Here is a 19287-nt window from a genome sequence, read left to right as displayed (position 1 = left end):
GGTGCCGATGAAAACTCTGACCCGGAGGTGAAGCGTGCGCGGTCGTATGGCACGGAATGCATTTGCTCTCGGTAGCGCCGGACTGATTGTGCTCGGGATTGCCGGATGCAACCAGTCCAAGCCCGAAGAAGAGCAGGCGCAGACCCAGCTGAAGATCGTCGAGCAGGTGCAGATCGACGAGGGCGGCAAGGAGGTCAAGGCTGCTGCGGGTGCTGCTCCCGCCGATCCGGCCGGAGACGGCAAGGCCACCTGCCCGCCGGTGTCGATCGCCATGGCGGGCGCGCTCAACGGGCCCGACGCCGCGCTGGGCATCAACATCAAGAACGGCGTACAGCTGGCGATAGACAAGCACAACGCGGCCAACCCTGGTTGCCAGGTGCAGCTGAAGCCGTTCGACACCGAGGGCGATCCGCAGAAGGCCACCGCCATCGCCCCGCAGATCGTCGACGACCAGTACACGATCGGTTTGGTCGGTCCCGCGTTCTCGGGTGAGACCAAGGCGACCGGGACCGTGTTCGACCAGGCCGGCCTCGTCGCCACCACGGCGTCGGCGACCAACCCGACCCTCAGTGAGAACGGCTGGAAGACGTTCTTCCGCGGCCTGGCCAACGACGCCGTGCAGGGCCCGTCGGTGGCCAACTATATGAAGAACACGCTCGGGTACAAGAAGATCTGCGTGATGGACGACAGCACCGATTACGGACTCGGGCTGGCCTCCGCGGTGCGCGAGACCCTCGGTCCGGTGGCCGATTCGGGATGCAACATCTCGGTGAAGAAGGGCGACAAGGACTTCTCCGCCGCGGTGACCCAAATCAAGGGAGTCAGCCCGGACGCCGTGTTCTACGGCGGCTACTACTCGGAGGCGGCGCCGCTCGTCAGCCAGCTCAAGGATGGTGGTGTCACCGCCACGTTCGTGTCCGCGGACGGCACCAAGGATCCCGAGTTCGTCAAGCAGGCCGGTGAATCGTCCAAAGACGCGATCCTGTCCTGCCCGTGCGGCCCGGCCAGCGGTGCATTCGCCGACGAGTACAAGAAGGCGTTCAACGTCGACCCCGGCACCTACAGCACCGAGGGTTATGATCTTGGCACCATCCTCGTCAAGGGCATCGACTCGGGCGCTATCACCCGGCCGGCGCTGCTGGACTTTGTGAAGAACTACAAGGGCCAAGGGGTGGCTCGTGAGTACCAGTGGACCCCCACCGGTGAACTCACCACCAACCTGATCTGGATCTTCAAGGTCCAGTAGTCACTGCGGCGAAGCGCGTCCGAGACCGGTTGGCTCGGGCGCGTTTTCGCTCCTAGTAACCGGCGAGGAGCCGTCACCGGATGATCGAGATCGTCCCTGAGTGTGCCGACCAGTACGCGTGCCTGGCCGCGAATATCAACTTCAGTCTGGAAGGCCTGCGAAACGGTTTCTGGCAGTTGACGATCGACGGGCTTTCCTGGGGTGCGATCTATGCGCTGGTGGCCGTCGGTTACACGCTGGTGTTCGGCGTGCTGCGGCTGATCAACTTCGCACACTCCGAGATATTCATGCTGGGCATGTTCGGCGCCTACTTCGCGCTGGACATGATCATGGGGTTCACGCCCAGCGGGAACGCCTACAGCAAGGGCATCCTCCTAACGGTGGTCTACCTCGGGATCGCGATGTTGTTCGCGATGCTGGTGTCTGGTTCGGCGGCCGTCGGGTTGGAGTTCATCGCGTACCGCCCGCTGCGAAGACGCAACGCCCGGTCGCTGACGTTCCTGATCACCGCGATCGGGATGTCGTTCGTATTGCAGGAGTTCGTGCATTTCGTGCTGCCCAAGCTGATCAAGGGCTATGGCGGCAGCAACGCGCAGCAACCGATCATCCTCGTTCAGCCCAAAACGCAGTTCACCATCTTCGGTGCGACGGTGTCCAACGTGACGATCGTGATCATCGTCGCGGCGATGATCTTCGCGCTGCTGACGGATTTCGCGATCAACAGGACGAAGTTCGGCCGCGGCATTCGTGCCGTCGCGCAGGACCCGACCACCGCAACGCTGATGGGCGTGTCCCGCGAACGCATCATCATGATGACGTTCCTGATCGGTGGCCTGCTCGCCGGCGCGGCGGCCCTGCTCTACACCCTCAAGGTTCCCCAGGGCATCATCTACTCCGGCGGATTCCTGTTGGGTATCAAGGCATTCTCCGCGGCGGTGCTGGGTGGGATCGGTAACCTGCGCGGCGCGCTGCTCGGTGGTCTGCTGCTCGGCATCATGGAGAACTACGGGCAGGCAGTCTTCGGCACCCAGTGGCGCGACGTGGTCGCCTTCGTACTGCTCGTTCTCGTGCTGCTGTTGCGGCCGACGGGGATACTCGGTGAGAGCCTCGGAAAGGCACGGGCATGAGCGGCAAGCGGCGGGCCGACAGTGGATCCCGGATGGACACCGTACTGGCGCCGGGGGACCGCCTGAGGGAGTGGTGGGGCGGTCTGTCGCGGATCCAGAAGTGGGGCTTCGGCATCCTGCTGTTCGTGGCGCTGGCGCTGCTGCCGCTGTATACCCCGCCGTTCCTCGACACCCCCGGCATCAGCTTCGGCGGCACGATGGCCCAGTTCGCGATGGTCGCGATCATCGCGATCGGACTCAACGTCGTGGTCGGCCAGGCCGGCCTGCTGGACCTGGGATATGTCGGCTTCTACGCCGTCGGTGCCTACACCGTCGCGCTGCTGACAAGTCCGGACAGCCCGTGGAACAAGTTGGGTCCCACGGGCATGTTCAGCGCACCATGGGCCTGGCTGTCGTGCGTACCCCTGGCGATGGCGATGACCGCACTGGCCGGCCTCATCCTCGGCTTTCCGACCCTGCGACTGCGCGGCGACTACCTGGCCATCGTCACCCTGGGATTCGGTGAGATCATCCGACTGCTGGCCGACAACCTGTCCGACATCACCAACGGGCCCCGCGGCCTGAACGAGGTCGCCTACCCGCGCGTGGGGCAGAGCGATCGGCTTCCGGAAGGGGTCTTCTCCAACGGCAACTCATCGGGCGACGCCAACTACGGCACCTGGTGGTTCTGGCTGGGGCTGATCCTCATCGTCGCGATCCTGCTGCTGGTCGGCAACCTCGAGCGCAGCCGGGTCGGGCGGGCCTGGGTGGCGATCCGCGAGGACGAGGACGCCGCGGAAGTAATGGGCGTCAACACCTTCCGGTTCAAACTGTGGGCGTTCGTGATGGGTGCGGCGATCGGCGGTCTGTCCGGTGCGTTGTACGCCGGACAGGTCCAGTACGTCGCACCACCGACGTTCAACATCATCAACTCGATGCTGTTCCTGTGTGCGGTGGTGCTCGGCGGCCAGGGCAACAAGCTGGGGGTGATCTTCGGGGCGTTCGTCATCGTCTATCTGCCCAACCGGTTGCTCGGCGTGCACTTCCTCGGCATCAATCTCGGCGACCTGAAGTACCTCTTCTTCGGCCTCGCGCTCGTGATCATGATGATCTTCCGGCCCGAGGGCCTGTTCCCGGTCCGGCAGCAGCTGCTCGCGTACGGCAAGGCCGCCGGTGATCTGCTGCGGTCCAAACCTGGCGAGAAGGAGCCGGTCGGATGAGTATCGAGGAACTGGCGGGTGTCCACCGCGAGATACACGCCGCCGAGGGCGAAGTCCTCCTGGAGACAAAGGATCTGACGGTCAAGTTCGGCGGCCTCGTCGCGCTGGACTCGGTCACCTTCAACATCCGCCGCGGCGAGATCCTCGGCCTGATCGGGCCCAACGGCGCGGGCAAGACCACGTGCTTCAACGCCATCACGGGTGTCTACCGGCCCAGCTCGGGCTCGGTGATTTTCGACGGGGCGCCGCTGGGCCGGATCAAACGCCACGAGATCACCCGCAAGGGCATCGCACGCACCTTCCAGAACATTCGGCTGTGGGGCGAGATGACGGCGCTGGAGAACGTTGTCGTCGCCACCGATGCCCGGCACCGGACCTCGGTACCCGGAGCACTGGTCCGCACGCCGCGCCACCGTCGGGAGGAGAAGACGGCGATCGAAAGAGCCGCGGCTCTTCTGCATTTCGTCGGTATCGCCCGTCGCGGCGAGGAGAAGGCGAAGAATCTGCCCTACGGCGACCAGCGGCGCCTGGAGATCGCGCGCGCACTAGCCACCGAGCCCAAGCTGCTCTGTCTCGATGAGCCGGCGGCCGGGTTCAATCCGAGCGAGAAGTCCGCCCTGATCGACCTGATCCGCAAGATCCGCGACGACGGCTACACCGTGCTGCTCATCGAGCACGACATGCGACTCGTCATGGGCGTCACCGATCGCATCGTGGTGCTGGAGTTCGGTCGCAAGATCGCCGATGGCCTGCCCATCGAAATCCGCGAGGACCCCAAGGTCATCGCCGCATACCTGGGGGTGCCCGACGATGACGTCGAATGACGACCGGCCGATCCTGCTCGAGGCGCGCGATGTGGTGGTCCACTACGGGCGGATCAAGGCATTGCACGGGGTGTCGGTGGTGGTCCGCGAGGGCGAGCTCGTGACCCTGCTGGGCTCCAACGGCGCGGGTAAAACCACGATGATGCGGGCGATTTCGGGGCTGCGCCCGCTGACCTCGGGCTCGGTCTGGTTCGACGGGCAGGACGTCACCCGGGTCAAGGCGCACAAGCGGGTCACCGGCGGCCTGATCCAGGCGCCGGAAGGCCGTGGCGTCTTCCCCGGCATGACCGTCATCGAGAATCTCGAGATGGGTTGCTACGGACGGAAATTCCCGTCCAAGGCCGAACACAAGAGTCAGCTGGACTGGGTGCTGGAGACATTTCCCCGGTTGGCCGAGCGCAAGAACCAGGTGGGTGGCACGCTGTCCGGGGGTGAGCAGCAGATGCTCGCCATCGGGCGGTCCCTGATGGCCAGGCCCAAGGTGCTCCTGCTTGACGAACCGTCGATGGGGCTGGCGCCGATGGTCATCTCGCAGATCTTCAAGATCATCGCGGAGATCAACGCCGCGGGTACCACCGTGTTGCTGGTGGAGCAGAACGCGCAGCAGGCGCTGAGCCGGTCCGATCGCGCCTACATCCTGGAGACCGGCGAAGTGACCCAATCAGGCGACGCACGTAAGCTGTTGTCCGACGACAGTATTCGCGCCGCGTACCTCGGCGTGGCCTGATCAGTCGAGACTCGCCTCGATGATCCGGTCGGCGAACCCGTTCGGATTCGTGAACATGACCTCGTGGCTTCCCGGCATTTCGAGCAGCCGGTAGACGCCGAGACGGCTGGACAGTCGCGGATGAAGCGCCCATTCGCCGGGTGGGTACACGATGTCCTCGGTGCTTCTGATGTAGCTACGGGGAGTTGTCAGCGTACAGAACTTCGTCATGTCCACCGGCTCGGACATGAGATCCATCGAGGCGGGTGACAACTGCTCGTAGGTGGCGAGCGCAACTTCGGGGCCGCCGTCGTGGATGAAATTGTCCCGCCAGAACTCGAACGGCAGCATCACGCTGTTGTCGGAGGAGCCTGCGGCGAGAGCCCGCAGCGTTGCCTGGCTTTCTGGCGGTGCGACGCTCAGCGCGGAGTCACCGCTGTTGAGAACCAAACCGTTGACGTACACCAGCCGCCGGACGCGGTGCGGAATGGCTTCGGCCACCTTGCTGATGATCGTTCCACCGGAGCTGTGGCCGACGAGCACGATATCGCTCAACTCGCGATCGGCGACGTAGTCGACCACCGACTGCGTTGCCCTCGCGTGGTCGACCCGGCGGGAGGCACCCTTGCCGTGGCCGGCGACGGTCGGATGGAAAGCGGTATGGCGCAGCTGCTCGAGACGTTCGGCGACCTTTGTCCAAGCTGTGCCGTCGTGCCAGGAACCAACCGTGGACCAATACGAACGTGGGCACACCGCGCTCAACGTGAAGCGGCGCCGGAGTATTCGCCTTCGCTCAGCGCGCGACGATCACCGAGGAGCCGTGCCCGAACAATCCCTGGTTGGCGGTGACGCCCACCCTCGCTCCTTCGACCTGGCGCCCGGTGGCTTGGCCCTTCAGCTGCCAGGTCAGCTCACAGACCTGGGCGATGGCCTGGGCCGGGATGGCTTCACCGAAACACGCCAGCCCGCCCGACGGATTGACCGGGATCCTGCCGCCGATCGTGGTTTCGCCGCCGCGCAGCAACTGCTCGGCTTCTCCCTTGGGGCACAGGCCGAGATGTTCGTACCAGTCGAGTTCCAGCGCGGTGGACAGGTCGTAGACCTCGGCCAGGCTGAGGTCCTCGGGCCCGATACCGGCCTCGGCATACGCGGCATCGAGGATCTGGTCCTTGAACACCCGGTCGGGCGCGGGTACGACCGCCGTCGAATCCGTTGCGATGTCGGGCAACTCGGGCAGATGCTGTGGATAGCGCGGGGTAACGGTGCTGATCGCGCGAACCGACGGTATGCCCTCGGCCGAGCCGAGATGCTTCTCGGCGAACGCCTTGCTGGCCACGATCAACGCGGCGGCGCCGTCGGAGGTGGCGCAGATCTCCAGCTGCCGCAACGGGTCCGCGACGACGGGGCTGGCCAGTACATCCTCGACCGTGCTCTCCTTGCGATAACGGGCGTTCGGGTTCTGCAGGCCGTGCCTGGCGTTCTTGACCTTGACCGCCGCGAAGTCCTCGGACGTGGCGCCGTAGAGGTCCATCCGCCTGCGGGCGAGCAGCGCGAAATACACGGGATTCATCGCGCCGATCAGGTGAAAGCGCTGCCAGTCGGGATCGTTGCGGCGCTCGCCGCCAACCGGGGCGAACGCACCCTTGGCGGTGGTGTCGGCACCGATCACCAAGGCGACATCACAGAACCCGGCGAGGATCTGCGCGCGGGCGCTCTGCAACGCCTGCGAACCGCTGGCGCAGGCCGCGTAACTGGAGCTGACGGGGACACCGTTCCAGCCGAGCTTCTGCGCGAACGTCGATCCGGCGATGAAGCCGGGGTAGCCGTTACGGATGGTATCCGCGCCGGCGACCAGTTGGATCTGCCGCCAGTCGAGGCCCGCCTCGGCGAGCGCGGCCCGCGCCGCGACGACGCCGTACTCGGTGAAGTCTCGGCCCCATTTGCCCCACGGGTGCATACCCGCGCCGAGAATGTAGAGCGGATCGCTCATGACGCGGCCCCTTTCTTGCTGCCGTCGGCAATCCGCCACGCGTAGACGATGCGCTCGACGCCGTCGTCGTCGACGAACAGCGGCATCGTGGCCAGCTCCATCTCCATGCCGACCTTCAGGTCCGCGGCCAGCGTGCCCTCCACGACCTTGCCCAGCACGATCAGACCCTCGTCGACCAATTGCACAGCGGCAATCGCGAACGGCTCGAACGGATCCGGTGCCGGGTACGGAGGCGGCGGCGGGTACCGGTTCTCGGTGTAGCTCCACAGCGTGCCGCGCCGGGACAGCGGCACCTGCGCCAGGTCGTCACCGTCACAGGCGGGATTCGGGCAGTTGTTGGCGCGCGGCGGGAACACGAACGTGCCGCACCGATGGCACTTGCCGCCGATCAGGTACGGCGCTCCGGAACCGTCGGTGGCGAACCAACCGTCGACCGCGGTTTGCGTGGATGCTGACACGCGGTCAGCGTACCGACTCCGGCGACGAAACTGAAACGTGTTCCAGTTCAACGCTCGCGCTGAAGTCGGGATCCGTAGCGAACGGACCCGGGTGCACTGGTCCGGGAGTAGCATCCCGGGCGCGCCGGTCGACCCGCTCGGTGGCGGCGGACGACCCGATCTGGGCGCCCATCAACGGGATCCAGGAGTGCGGGTGGAATCCGGCGGACACCAAGTCCGCACTCGACGGCTGGGTGCAGCGGATGGGTCAGTCGATGGCCGTCGGACAGCAGTTCCGCAAGCTCCTGGGCTACTGAGCGTCAGCTCGGACGGACCGCGAGACGTCGAGCAGGATGCGGAGCAGATCGTCCGGGTTGTCCCGCATCAGGTTGTGCGCCCCGTCGAGCTCATGCACGTTCCAGCGCGGATCGTCGCGGACCCGTTCATAGGACGGTCGCAGCGGGGAGTCGCCGGGCCACTGCAACGCGTAGACGAAGTCGCGTCGCCGGAACCTGTCGAGCTCGCCGGTCAGCCGGATCCGTTGCAGGAACGAGGCGAGGGGGTGGGCGCTCGCGCGCGGGTCGAAGAAGGGCATCGGCGGGACGCCGTAGCCGGTGTCATCGACGTCGAGATACCACTGCCGTTCCTCGTCATTGACCAGATGCCAACATGATTCGCCGTCCCGCGGGACGAGCGCGTCGAGGTACACCAACGCGTCGATCTTGTCGGGGATGCGGTCGGCCACGCCGGTGATCACCATGCCGCCGTAACTGTGCCCGACCAGCACGAGGTCCTCCGCACCGGGTTCGGCGGCCAAGGCCGACAGCACATCCGTGATGTGCGTCTCGAGGTTCACGCCAGCATGTGCGAGGTGAGCGCGTTCGGCCACACCGGTCAGCGTGTAGCGCAGCACGCGGTGGCCGTTGTCGTGCAGCGCCGCGGTGAGGTCGTCGAAGCACCAGGCGCCGTGGCAGGCACCGGGAATCAGGACGTAGGTGGTCATGCGTGCGTCCTGTCGGCGTGCGTGTCGCTGCGGTACTTGGCGGTGACGCGGGCCAGTTGGTCGGGCCGGCGGCCGGCTCCGGCGTGCAGCATCTCGCGGTTGGCCTCGACGACCTCGGCGGTCTCCGGCCGCCGGCGCTCTTCATATCGGCGCAGGCCGTTCTCGACACCGTGGGCCAGTTCGTCGGCCAGGACGCGGGCGTCGAGGATCGCCTGTGAACCGCCGTTGGCCCCGACGGGATACATCGGATGCGCGGCGTCGCCCAGCAATGTCGCACGTCCGGACCCGTTCAAACGGCCCCAGCGCGTCAGCGGATCCCGGTCGACCATCGGGTACTCGAACACCTCGTCGGTGTTGCCGATCAATCCGGCGACGTCGAGCCAGCCCAGCCGCCAGTGCTCGACGAGCGGAATGATGTCTGCGGGATCGGCGGCCCTGTTCCATGCCGCGTCGCCGGTCAGAGGTCCGGGCTGGCCGCCAGGCACCTGCAGCACCCAGTTCACCAGCCCGGCGCCGATCGGATAGACCACGAGGTCGACCCCGCCGACTCCCTTGACGATCGCCATGGTGCGCCCGTCGAGGAATGCCTGCCGGCGCGTCGCGCCGCGAAACATCCGGATACCGGACCACAGCAGCGGACTGCCCTCGGGATGCAGCGCCGCACGTACCGCGGAGTTGACGCCGTCCGCGCCGACGAGCGCGTCGGCGCGCAGGTCGCCTCCCGCGGTGTGGCCGACGATCCCGCCGGCGGCGTCGGTGAACCCGGTCAGGCGGGCCGCGGTCTGTACGGCGTCGGCCCCGAGCCGATCGGCGACGGCGTCGAGCAGCAGCATCTGCAGCCGCCCGCGGTGCACCGACAGTTGAGGATGCCCGTAGCCGCCTTCGATGCCGCGCGGCTCCCGGAACAGCTCGCTGCCGTGGTTGTCGTAGTACGAAATGGCCGAGGGTGCAACAGAGATCGAGGCCAACCTGTCGGCGAGCCCCAATTCGTCGAGTTCACGTACCGCGTGGGGTAGCAGGTTGATGCCGACCCCCAACGGCTTCAGGTCGGATGCCTGTTCGACGACCCTGACGTCGAACCCGCGCTGCCCGAGGGTGAGCGCAGCGGTGAGTCCGCCGATGCCTGCCCCGGCGACCAGAATCGATTGCTTGCTCATGACTCCACGGTGCGCGAACAGCAGTTATAAGTCCAATATCGATTTGTGACGGAAACTATAGTGAACGCTTATGGAACTGCGGCAGCTGGAGTATTTCGTGGCGGTCGCCGAGGAGGCCAACTTCACCCGCGCCGCCCGGCGGGCCCATGTCGCACAGCCGGCGGTCAGCACCCAGGTCGCCCGGCTCGAGAAGGAACTCGGTCAGCAACTGCTGGATCGGTCCCGCCGCGAAGTCCGGCTCACCGCCGCCGGTGAAGCGGTCCTGCCGTACGCGCGCGCCGCGCTGACCGCGGTGCATGACGCCAGGCTCGCGGTGGAGGAGCTCGGTGATCTGGTCCGCGGATCGGTCGCCATCGGCACCGTCACGGCACACAACCTGGACATGCCCGCCCTGCTCGCCGCCTTCAGCCGTGCGCATCCGGCCGTCGAGATCACGCTGGGCACCGACGACTCGGACGCACTGATCGACGGCGTTCAGTCGGGCCGGCTGGATCTCGTGATCGCCTCGGTCGGTTCCGGCGAGGTACCGGACGGACTTTCGGTCGAGGTCACCACCGACGAGTCCATCGAGGCGGTGGTGGGCAAGGGCGACCCGTGGCGGAACCGGTCCTCGGTTCCGGTCGCGGCACTGGCCGAACGGCCTCTGATCACGCTGCCCGTCGGCACGGGCATCCGTCGCAGACTGGACGAGGCGTGCGCCGCCGCCGGCGTAGCCGTCCGGATCGCATTCGAGGCCAGCACCCCGATCGAGCTGGCCGAGCTGGCCGAACGGGGTCTCGGCGTGGCGATCGTGCCGCAGTCCGTGTCCCGCACCCGTGCCGGCGTACACGCCATCGCGATCACCCCCGAGCTGCGTGGACGCCTGGTCCTGGCCTGGCGGGCCAGCGGGCCGATGAGCCCCGCGGCCCGCGTTCTGGTCGGCATGGCCCGGGAGCACGTGCGTGTCGGCGCACCTGCATAGAGTAGGGCCGTGACCGCAAGCGCAACGGCCGAGAAGGCGACCGAGAAGCCGACATTGATGCTGCTGGACGGCAATTCGCTGGCGTTCCGGGCCTTCTATGCACTGCCGGCGGAGAACTTCAAGACCCAGGGCGGGCTGACCACGAATGCCGTCTACGGGTTCACCGCCATGCTGATCAACCTCCTGCGCGACGAACAGCCGACGCACATCGCCGCCGCGTTCGACGTCTCACGTCAGACGTTCCGGCTGGAGAAGTACCCGGACTACAAGGCGGGACGGTCAGCGACACCGGACGAGTTCCGCGGTCAGATCGACATCACCAAGGAGGTGCTGGGCGCGCTGGGCATCACCGTGCTCGCCGAGCCCGGGTTCGAGGCCGACGACGTCATCGCCACGCTTGCCACGCAGGCCGAGAACGAGGGCTATCGGGTACTGGTCGTCACCGGCGACCGTGATTCGCTCCAGCTGGTCAGCGAGGACGTCACGGTGCTCTACCCGCGCAAAGGGGTGAGCGAGCTGACCCGGTTCACCCCGGACGCGGTCGTGGAGAAGTACGGCCTGACGCCCGCGCAGTACCCCGACTTCGCGGCCCTGCGCGGCGACCCCAGCGACAACCTGCCCGGCATCCCCGGGGTGGGGGAGAAGACGGCGACCAAGTGGATCGCCGAGTACGGATCGCTGCAGGCACTGGTCGACGGCGTGGACACCGTGAAGGGCAAGGTCGGCGACGCGCTACGGGCCAATCTGTCGAGCGTGGTGTTGAACCGGGAGCTGACCGATCTGGTCAAGGACGTGCCGCTGGCGCAGACACCCGACACCCTGCGGATGCAGCCGTGGGACCGCGACCACATCCACCGGCTCTTCGACGATCTCGAGTTCCGCGTGCTGCGCGACCGGTTGTTCGACACGCTGGCCTCGGCCGATCCTGAGGTCGACCAGGGCTTCGACGTGCAGGGCGGCGCCCTCGAGGCCGGTGAACTGGGCGCCTGGCTCAGCGCGCACAGCGCGGGTGACCGGTTCGGGCTCGCCGTCGTGGGCACCCACCTGGCGTTCGACGCCGACGCCACCGCACTGGCCATCGTCGCTGCCGACGGCGACGGCCGGTACCTCGACACCACGAGCCTTCATCCCGACGACGAGGCCGCGCTGGCGGCCTGGCTGGCCGACCCGGGACAACCGAAGGCGCTGCACGAGGCCAAACTCGCCATACATGACCTCGAGGGTCGCGGCTGGAAGCTCGCCGGCGTCACGTCGGATACCGCGCTGGCCGCTTACCTGGTGCGTCCCGGACAACGCAGCTTCGCGCTCGACGATCTTTCGCTGCGGTATCTGAAGCGCGAATTGCGCGCGGACAACCCTGAGCAGCAACAGCTTTCGCTGCTCGACGACAGCGAGGGTGTCGACGACCAGGCGGTGCAGACGTTGCTCCTGCGCGCGAGCGCGGTGACCGACCTGGCGACTGCACTCGACGAGGAGCTGGCCCGGATCGACTCGTCCGAGCTGCTGGGCAACATGGAGCTGCCGGTTCAGCGCGCGCTGGCCCGGATGGAGACCGCGGGCATCGCCGTCGACCTGGGCCAGCTGTCCGAGTTGCAGAGCGAGTTCGCCGACCAGATCCGCGACGCTGCCGAGGCCGCCTACGCGGTGATCGGCAAGCAGATCAACCTCGGCTCGCCCAAACAGCTGCAGGTCGTGCTGTTCGACGAGCTGGAGATGCCGAAGACCAAGCGCACCAAGACCGGCTACACCACCGACGCCGACGCTCTGCAGTCGCTGTTCGACAAGACCGGGCATCCGTTCCTGCAGCATCTACTGGCCCACCGCGACGCCACCCGGCTCAAGGTCACTGTCGACGGCCTGCTGAACTCGGTGGCCTCCGACGGCCGGATTCACACCACCTTCAACCAGACCATCGCCGCCACCGGCCGGTTGTCGTCGACCGAGCCGAACCTGCAGAACATCCCGATCCGCACCGACGCGGGCCGCCGGATCCGCGACGCGTTCGTCGTCGGCAAGGGCGCCCAGGGCGATTTTGCCGAGCTGATGACGGCGGACTACAGCCAGATCGAGATGCGGATCATGGCGCACCTGTCGAGGGACGACGGCCTGATCGAGGCCTTCAACACCGGCGAGGACCTGCACTCGTTCGTCGCCTCGCGGGCGTTCTCAGTGCCGATCGACGAGGTCACCGCCGAACTGCGGCGACGCGTCAAGGCGATGTCGTACGGACTGGCGTACGGGCTTTCCGCCTACGGCCTGGCCGCCCAGCTGAAGATCTCCACCGAGGAAGCCAAGGTACAGATGGAGCAGTACTTCAGCCGGTTCGGTGGAGTGCGCGATTATCTGCACGAAGTGGTCGACCAGGCCCGCAAGGACGGCTACACGTCGACGGTTTTCGGCAGGCGGCGTTATCTGCCCGAACTCGACAGCAGCAACCGCAACGTCCGGGAGGCCGCCGAGCGGGCCGCGCTGAACGCGCCGATTCAGGGCAGCGCCGCCGACATCATCAAGGTGGCCATGATCAACGTCGACAGGGCGCTGAAGGATGCCGGGTTGACGTCGCGCATGCTGCTGCAGGTGCATGACGAACTGCTGTTCGAAGTCGCCGATGGGGAGCGGGACGCCTTGGAGAAGCTCGTCCGCGACGAGATGGGCGGCGCGTACTCGTTGGACGTCCCGCTGGAGGTTTCGGTCGGCTTTGGTCGCAGCTGGGACTCCGCGGCGCACTAGCGGCGTTTGGCTGGTGCGTGAGCACCAGTTCGCTTTCCTCGAGCATCGCGCACAGGTTGGGCATCGTCCCCGACGCGCACATGACCTCGCAGGCCGACTCCATCTCCGCGGCCATCTGGCGGTTCGAGCCGGGCAGGACCTATGAGTTGGAGGGCAGCGCCATCGAGACGAACATCATCTCGATGCCTGTCACCAGTGAGTATCACCACACCTACTTCGGCGACGGACGTCGGAAGTGGAGTGGTCACCACAGGGCATTCCATCCGAACCTGGTTCGGGCCGGCGAGCAACCACGCGGTGTCTTCGCGTCATCGAAACGATTCTCCGTTCTGCACGTGTACCTTCCGCACGCGATGGTTGAGCAATTGGCGCTTGAAAGTGCAAAACCTGCCGCCGGCCCGTCGGTCGCCCTGATCGATCCGATGTGTGCGCCCGCCCCCGGCATCGAGGCGATCTGCCGACAGATCATGCTCGAGATGGCGAATCCCGATCGCTGCGCTCGCATGATGCTCGATGCGCTGGGCCAGGCTCTTGCGATAAGTCTGCTGCGCAAGCATTCGAACGTATCGGGATCGATGGCCTTCGTCACGGAACGCTCACGGAAGTCGCGAGATTGGCGTCTGACGCGGGCCATCGACTACCTCGAAGCCCACCTCGCGGAGGATGTCGGTCTGCAGGGGATGGCCGCGGAGGTGGGCCTCTCGGTGACTCACCTCACGACCCTGTTCCGCGACGGCACGGGGGAGCCGCCCCATCGCTACTTGATGCGACGCCGGTTCGAGCGTGCTTGTGAGCTTCTCGGGGATCCGTCCATCAGCATCGGCGATATCGCATACCGGTGCGGATTCGCGAACTCTCAGCATCTTGCGGCCGTATTGCGCAGGCGCCTCTCGATGACGCCGACCGCCTACCGCAGGCAACTGTTGTCCTAGCTGCGATCCGGCTGAAACCTGGTGTCAATTTTGCGTTTTCTCATGACCGCACCTCCGCTTGGCGGCGGCCAGGCTGGAAGTATGACGGGTAGCGAAAACGACAGTTGGGAGCTGGTGAGCAGTGTGGGGGCCGCCGCCTCGATGGCGGCAGCGGCGAGGGCGGCAGCGACCAGGCGGCCGAATTCACTCATCGACGATCCGTACGCCGAAGTTCTGGTGCGCGCGGCCGGGGTTGACCTCTTTGCCCGCCTCGCGAGCGGTTCATTGGAGTACGAAGACGTCGGGCCGGGGTGCCTTCCGGAGTTCTTCGCTGTGCGGACGCGGTTTTTCGACGACTTCGTGACCCGGGTGATGGCGGGCACCGCCCGGCAGTTGGTGATCGTCGCATCGGGATTGGATTCCAGGGCCTACCGCCTGGAATGGCCGGAAGGCACCGTCATCTACGAGATCGACCAGCCCGCAGTGATCGAGTTCAAAACAGTCACGCTGGCACGGGTTGGTGCCACACCGGGCGCTGAAGTACGCACCGTCGGAGTCGATCTCCGCCAAGACTGGCCCATGGCGTTACGGGACGCGGGTTTCGACCCGAGCCGACCCACAGCATGGATTGCCGAGGGATTGATGATCGGCTATCTCCCCGGTGACGCGCAGGATCGCCTGCTCGGGCAGATGACGGAGTTGAGCGCGCCCGGAAGTCGGCTCGCCGCCGATCATTTGAGGGCCGATTCCCCGTCAATCGGTTCGCTGATCGGCGAGGTGGCGCATACGTGGAAGCAGAACGGCTTCGACGTCGACTTCGGAACCCCCACCTACCCGCAGGTCCGCAGTAACGCCGAAGTCTACCTGGCAAGCCACGGCTGGTTCGTCAATGCTCATACGATCACCGACCTACTTGCCGCTGCCGAAGTGTCGACCCACAGCCTCGACACGAGCACACGGTTTCATGGAGCGATCGACTACCTCGTTGCGACCAGGCGCTAGCGGCGTGCCTGCGGCGCCCGATACCCGGCCAGACTCTGCAGTGCAGGGGCGGCGCCGCGGGCCGCGTACACCGCGTATGCCTCGTCGGTCTGCAATGCGAACACTCGCTCATCGCCGAAGCCGCGGTCGATCCGGTCGCGCACGAACGCCAACTCGACCACCTGGGCGGCGAAGTTCTTGACCGGCTTTGCGGCTACCTTCCCCCCGAACCCCCGTGCGGCCGCGACCGCCTGCCTGCGGGCGCGGATCGAACCCAGCCAGGACGCCTCGCTCGGGGTGACCAGGCCGGCGGACACCATTCCGGGCAGCTTCTCGGCCACGATCCGCTGTTCCCTCCGCCGGCTCGCGACGGAAAGCCAGATCACCAGACCGAAGATCGGCACCATCCAGAAGATGTACGTGAGAAAGTAGGCCTCGATGCTCAGCAGTGACGAGCCGTTCCACGACCCGTGCATGAACACCGCGGCGAGGTAGCCCAGCAGAATGCAGCCGGCCTTGGCGGCAACACTTCGCCGCTGGAGCGCGAAGTACACGCCGATGCCGGTCATCGTGGTGAACAGGGAGTGCGCGAACGGCGCCATGATCAGCCGCATCGCGGCGGTGACGAGCGAATCGCCGACGGTCTCGCCGCCGCCGATGTAGAGGATGTCCTCCAGCCAGGCGAAACCCGCCCCGGCCAGGCCCGCGTACACCAGGCAGTCCGTCAGCGAGTTGAGCTCGTTGCGGCGGACCCCGGTCATCATGAGCAGTAGAAAGAGGCCCTTGGCGGCCTCTTCGGTCAGGGGCGCGGCGCCCACGACCGAGAATGCACTGACGGTGGACCCGGCTCCGGGGTTGGTCCAGGCCTCCAGGGTGAGTTGCAGCATCGCCGACACGACGACGGCCACCGACGCGCCCCAGAGAAACGCCAGCACCAGCAGCCGCGGCGGCTCCGGCTCCCATCGGTCCAGCCACACGTAGGCCAGCACGACGACCGTCATCGCCAGGCTGGACAGCACGAATCCGACGGCCGTGCCGATCGGGTTGATCGCGGTGAGCAGGATGACGATCAGCCCGGCGACCGTGCCCAGCAGGATGATCACCGCCAGCGGCGCTCCAACCTTGCGGATGCGGCGCTGAAAGGGCGGGCTCAACGGGTGCGGTTGCGGTGGCCGGCCGGGGTATGACACGACAGCAGGTTAACCGCCGTGGGGACTGAGTTTGTCCAGCATGTGCACAGTCGAGTAACCTCGACACGTACCCGTCTGTGCATCATCGCGGGCCACACCAATAACAAGAGTCCCAGTCCCTACGACCAAACCTGTCCGGAGCAACCCACCACATGCCAAGCCCCTCCGTCACCTCGCCGCAAGTAGCCCTTAACGACATCGGCTCGGCCGAGGATTTTCTCGCCGCCATCGACAAAACCATCAAGTACTTCAACGATGGCGACATCGTCGAAGGGACGATCGTCAAGGTTGACCGTGACGAAGTCCTGCTCGACATCGGTTACAAGACCGAAGGCGTCATCCCTTCCCGTGAGCTCTCCATCAAGCACGACGTCGACCCGAACGAGGTCGTTTCCGTCGGCGATGAGGTCGAAGCCCTGGTCCTCACCAAGGAGGACAAGGAAGGCCGCCTGATCCTGTCCAAGAAGCGCGCACAGTACGAGCGCGCCTGGGGCACCATCGAAGAGCTCAAAGAGAAGGACGAGGCCGTCAAGGGCACCGTCATCGAGGTCGTCAAGGGCGGCCTGATCCTCGACATCGGCCTGCGCGGCTTCCTGCCCGCGTCCCTGGTCGAGATGCGTCGTGTCCGTGATCTGCAGCCGTATATCGGCAAGGAGATCGAGGCCAAGATCATCGAGCTCGACAAGAACCGCAACAACGTGGTGCTCTCGCGCCGGGCGTGGCTGGAGCAGACCCAGTCCGAGGTGCGCAGCGAGTTCCTCAACCAGCTGCAGAAGGGCGCCATCCGCAAGGGTGTGGTGTCCTCGATCGTCAACTTCGGCGCGTTCGTGGATCTCGGCGGTGTCGACGGCCTGGTGCACGTGTCCGAGCTGTCCTGGAAGCACATCGATCACCCGTCCGAGGTCGTCCAGGTGGGCGACGAGGTCACGGTCGAGGTCCTCGACGTCGACATGGACCGCGAGCGGGTTTCGTTGTCGCTCAAAGCCACTCAGGAAGATCCGTGGCGCCACTTCGCTCGCACCCACGCGATCGGCCAGATCGTGCCGGGCAAGGTCACCAAGCTGGTGCCGTTCGGTGCGTTCGTCCGTGTCGAAGAGGGCATCGAGGGTCTGGTACACATCTCCGAGCTGTCCGAGCGCCATGTCGAGGTTCCGGACCAGGTGGTTCAGGTCGGCGACGACGCGATGGTCAAGGTCATCGACATCGACCTGGAGCGTCGCCGCATCTCGCTGAGCCTCAAGCAGGCCAACGAGGACTACACCGAGGAATTCGACCCGTCGAAGTACGGCATGGCCGACAGCTACGACGAACAGGGCAACTACATCTTCCCGGAGGGTTTCGACTCCGAGACGAACGAGTGGCTCGAGGGCTTCGAGAAGCAGCGTGACGAGTGGGAGGCCCGCTACGCGGAGGCCGAGCGCCGGCACAAGATGCACACCGCCCAGATGGAGAAGTTCGCCGCCGCCGAAGCGGCAGCTGTTGCCGAGTCGGCGACCTCCTCCAACGGCACCTCGCGGTCGGATGAGACCGCTGCGGGTGGGTCGCTGGCCAGCGATGCTCAGCTTGCCGCGCTGCGGGAGAAGCTCGCCGGTAGCGCTTAGTCTCAGTAACGCCTGCGGATGGTGCGGATCGGTCTGACCGGCGGTATCGGCGCGGGCAAGTCGACGGTGTCCGCCACATTCCACGAGTGTGGCGGCATCATCGTCGATGGCGACGTGATCGCGCGCGAAGTCGTCGAACGCGGCACTGAGGGGTTGGCTCGGCTCGTCGAGACCTTCGGTGAGGACATCCTCCTGCCGGACGGGTCGCTGAACCGTCCGGCACTGGCCGCCAAGGCGTTCGTCGACGACGAGCAGCGCGCCAAGCTGAACGGGATCGTCCATCCATTGGTCGGCAAGCGCCGCATGGAGATCATCGGCTCGGTGTCGGACGACCAGGAAGACGCGGTCGTGGTCGAGGACATCCCGCTGCTCGTCGAGACCGGAATGGCCCCGGCCTTCCCCCTCGTCGTGGTCGTCCACGCCGACGAGCAGACTCGTGTCGAACGCCTGATCAAGCGCGGGATGGACGAAGCCGACGCCTGGGCGCGCATCAAGGCGCAGGCATCGGAGGAGCAGCGCCGCGCAATCGCCGATGTGCTGCTTGACAATTCGGCTTCACCGGCGGAGCTCGTCGAGAAGGCCCGCGATCTCTGGGACAACCGGGTGCTGCCGCTCGCGCACAACCTTCGCGCGCGGCAGGCGGTGCGGCCCGTGCCGAAAGTTGTCTCTTACCAACGGCGCTGGCCCGACGATGCCCGGCGGATCATGGCGCGCATTCAGATGGCGTGCGGTGCGAAAACGGTGCGGATCGACCACATCGGATCGACGGCGGTGCCGGGCCTGGATGCCAAGGACGTCATCGACATCCAGGTGACTGTGTCTTCGCTACAGGTCGCCGACGACATCGCCGATGCACTGGCGGAGGTGGGCTATCCGCGCCACGCGCACATCGAGAACGATTTTGCGAAACCCGACGCGCGCAGCACCGTGCCCGAATTCGACCGCACGGATGATGCGGCGTGGTGGCGCAAGCGAGTTCACGGAGCCGCCGATCCCGGACGGCCGGCCAACATCGATCTTCGGGTGGACGGCTGGCCCAACCAACAGTTCGCGATTCTGTTCCGCGACTGGTTGCGGGCCGACCCCGCAGAGCAGCAGGCCTATGCGGCGGCCAAGCGGGAAGCGCTGCAATCACCGAATTATGGCGATGCCAAGGAGCCGTGGTTCCTCGATGCCTACCGACGCGCGTGGGAGTGGGCGGACGCCACAAACTGGCGGCCCTGA

18 protein-coding genes are annotated in these 19287 nt (G+C 66.2%); 12 read left to right on the top strand and 6 right to left on the bottom strand.

Features of this window, described 5'->3' with window-relative positions:
* The first annotated feature begins 34 nt into the window (after positions 1-34).
* From ACVWWN_RS25455 to ACVWWN_RS25435, 5 genes are all read left to right on the top strand, one after another.
* Complete coding sequence (locus ACVWWN_RS25455; RefSeq protein ID WP_457146321.1) at positions 35-1246, top strand: branched-chain amino acid ABC transporter substrate-binding protein; 1212 nt, start codon at positions 35-37, stop codon at positions 1244-1246.
* An 80-nt stretch (positions 1247-1326) separates the two neighbouring features.
* Positions 1327-2373: a branched-chain amino acid ABC transporter permease gene (locus ACVWWN_RS25450; protein WP_457146320.1), complete on the top strand. Its 1047-nt coding sequence runs from the start codon at positions 1327-1329 to the stop codon at positions 2371-2373.
* Between the two features lie 32 nt (positions 2374-2405).
* Entirely contained in the window at positions 2406-3572 is a 1167-nt protein-coding gene (locus ACVWWN_RS25445) for a branched-chain amino acid ABC transporter permease (protein WP_457149275.1), read from the top strand.
* Positions 3569-4396 carry an ABC transporter ATP-binding protein gene (locus ACVWWN_RS25440; protein ID WP_457146319.1) on the top strand — a complete coding sequence of 276 codons (828 nt, stop codon included), beginning with the start codon at positions 3569-3571 and terminating at the stop codon, positions 4394-4396. The genes ACVWWN_RS25445 and ACVWWN_RS25440 overlap by 4 nt, the downstream gene beginning before the upstream one ends.
* Positions 4383-5123, top strand: coding sequence for an ABC transporter ATP-binding protein (locus tag ACVWWN_RS25435; protein ID WP_457146318.1), 741 nt, complete (start codon positions 4383-4385; stop codon positions 5121-5123). Before ACVWWN_RS25440 ends, ACVWWN_RS25435 begins: the two co-directional genes overlap by 14 nt.
* On the opposite strand, the gene ACVWWN_RS25430 is transcribed toward ACVWWN_RS25435, so the two are convergent.
* The 3 genes from ACVWWN_RS25430 to ACVWWN_RS25420 are packed head-to-tail and all read right to left on the bottom strand — an operon-like array spanning position 5124 to position 7550.
* The gene (locus tag ACVWWN_RS25430) at positions 5124-5855 is read right to left on the bottom strand and encodes an alpha/beta fold hydrolase (RefSeq protein WP_457146317.1); all 732 of its coding nucleotides are present in this window, start codon (positions 5853-5855) and stop codon (positions 5124-5126) included.
* Positions 5856-5895: 40 nt separating this feature from the next.
* Positions 5896-7092, bottom strand: a complete 1197-nt coding sequence (locus ACVWWN_RS25425; RefSeq protein ID WP_457146316.1) for a lipid-transfer protein — start codon at positions 7090-7092, stop codon at positions 5896-5898.
* The gene (locus ACVWWN_RS25420; protein ID WP_457146315.1) at positions 7089-7550 is read right to left on the bottom strand and encodes a Zn-ribbon domain-containing OB-fold protein; all 462 of its coding nucleotides are present in this window, start codon (positions 7548-7550) and stop codon (positions 7089-7091) included. Before ACVWWN_RS25420 ends, ACVWWN_RS25425 begins: the two co-directional genes overlap by 4 nt.
* Before the next feature lie 140 nt (positions 7551-7690).
* On the opposite strand from ACVWWN_RS25420, the gene ACVWWN_RS25415 reads away from it, so the two are divergent.
* Positions 7691-7846, top strand: coding sequence for a hypothetical protein (locus ACVWWN_RS25415; protein ID WP_457146314.1), 156 nt, complete (start codon positions 7691-7693; stop codon positions 7844-7846).
* On the opposite strand, the gene ACVWWN_RS25410 is transcribed toward ACVWWN_RS25415, so the two are convergent.
* Positions 7840-8532 (bottom strand): alpha/beta fold hydrolase, encoded by a 693-nt coding sequence (locus ACVWWN_RS25410; protein WP_457146313.1) that lies wholly within the window; start codon positions 8530-8532, stop codon positions 7840-7842. The two genes, ACVWWN_RS25415 and ACVWWN_RS25410, sit on opposite strands and share 7 nt — an antisense overlap.
* A complete protein-coding gene (locus ACVWWN_RS25405; protein ID WP_457146312.1) occupies positions 8529-9689 on the bottom strand; it encodes an FAD-dependent monooxygenase in 1161 nt (386 codons plus the stop codon). Before ACVWWN_RS25405 ends, ACVWWN_RS25410 begins: the two co-directional genes overlap by 4 nt.
* A gap of 70 nt (positions 9690-9759) precedes the next feature.
* Here ACVWWN_RS25405 and ACVWWN_RS25400 point away from each other — a divergent pair, with 70 nt between their 5' ends.
* The 4 genes from ACVWWN_RS25400 (at position 9760) to ACVWWN_RS25385 (ending at position 15293) form a co-directional block, all read left to right on the top strand.
* Positions 9760-10650, top strand: a complete 891-nt coding sequence (locus tag ACVWWN_RS25400) for a LysR substrate-binding domain-containing protein (protein ID WP_457146311.1) — start codon at positions 9760-9762, stop codon at positions 10648-10650.
* A 57-nt stretch (positions 10651-10707) separates the two neighbouring features.
* Positions 10708-13380, top strand: a complete 2673-nt coding sequence (polA, locus tag ACVWWN_RS25395) for a DNA polymerase I (RefSeq protein WP_457149274.1) — start codon at positions 10708-10710, stop codon at positions 13378-13380.
* Positions 13381-13397: 17 nt separating this feature from the next.
* Positions 13398-14312, top strand: coding sequence for a helix-turn-helix domain-containing protein (locus ACVWWN_RS25390; RefSeq protein ID WP_457146310.1), 915 nt, complete (start codon positions 13398-13400; stop codon positions 14310-14312).
* Between the two features lie 81 nt (positions 14313-14393).
* Positions 14394-15293 carry an SAM-dependent methyltransferase gene (locus ACVWWN_RS25385; protein WP_457146309.1) on the top strand — a complete coding sequence of 300 codons (900 nt, stop codon included), beginning with the start codon at positions 14394-14396 and terminating at the stop codon, positions 15291-15293.
* Here ACVWWN_RS25385 and ACVWWN_RS25380 read toward each other — a convergent pair.
* Entirely contained in the window at positions 15290-16462 is a 1173-nt protein-coding gene (locus ACVWWN_RS25380; protein ID WP_457146308.1) for a PrsW family intramembrane metalloprotease, read from the bottom strand. The two genes, ACVWWN_RS25385 and ACVWWN_RS25380, sit on opposite strands and share 4 nt — an antisense overlap.
* 152 nt (positions 16463-16614) lie before the next feature.
* Between ACVWWN_RS25380 and rpsA the strand changes: the two genes are divergently transcribed.
* Complete coding sequence (gene rpsA / locus ACVWWN_RS25375; protein WP_457146307.1) at positions 16615-18063, top strand: 30S ribosomal protein S1; 1449 nt, start codon at positions 16615-16617, stop codon at positions 18061-18063.
* 18 nt (positions 18064-18081) lie between these two features.
* A complete protein-coding gene (coaE, locus tag ACVWWN_RS25370) occupies positions 18082-19287 on the top strand; it encodes a dephospho-CoA kinase (protein ID WP_457146306.1) in 1206 nt (401 codons plus the stop codon).

This window comes from Mycobacterium sp. URHB0021 (assembly GCF_054057895.1).
The sequence above is the reverse complement of the archived record's forward strand: the minus strand, read 5'-3'. Positions and strand labels throughout refer to the sequence as shown.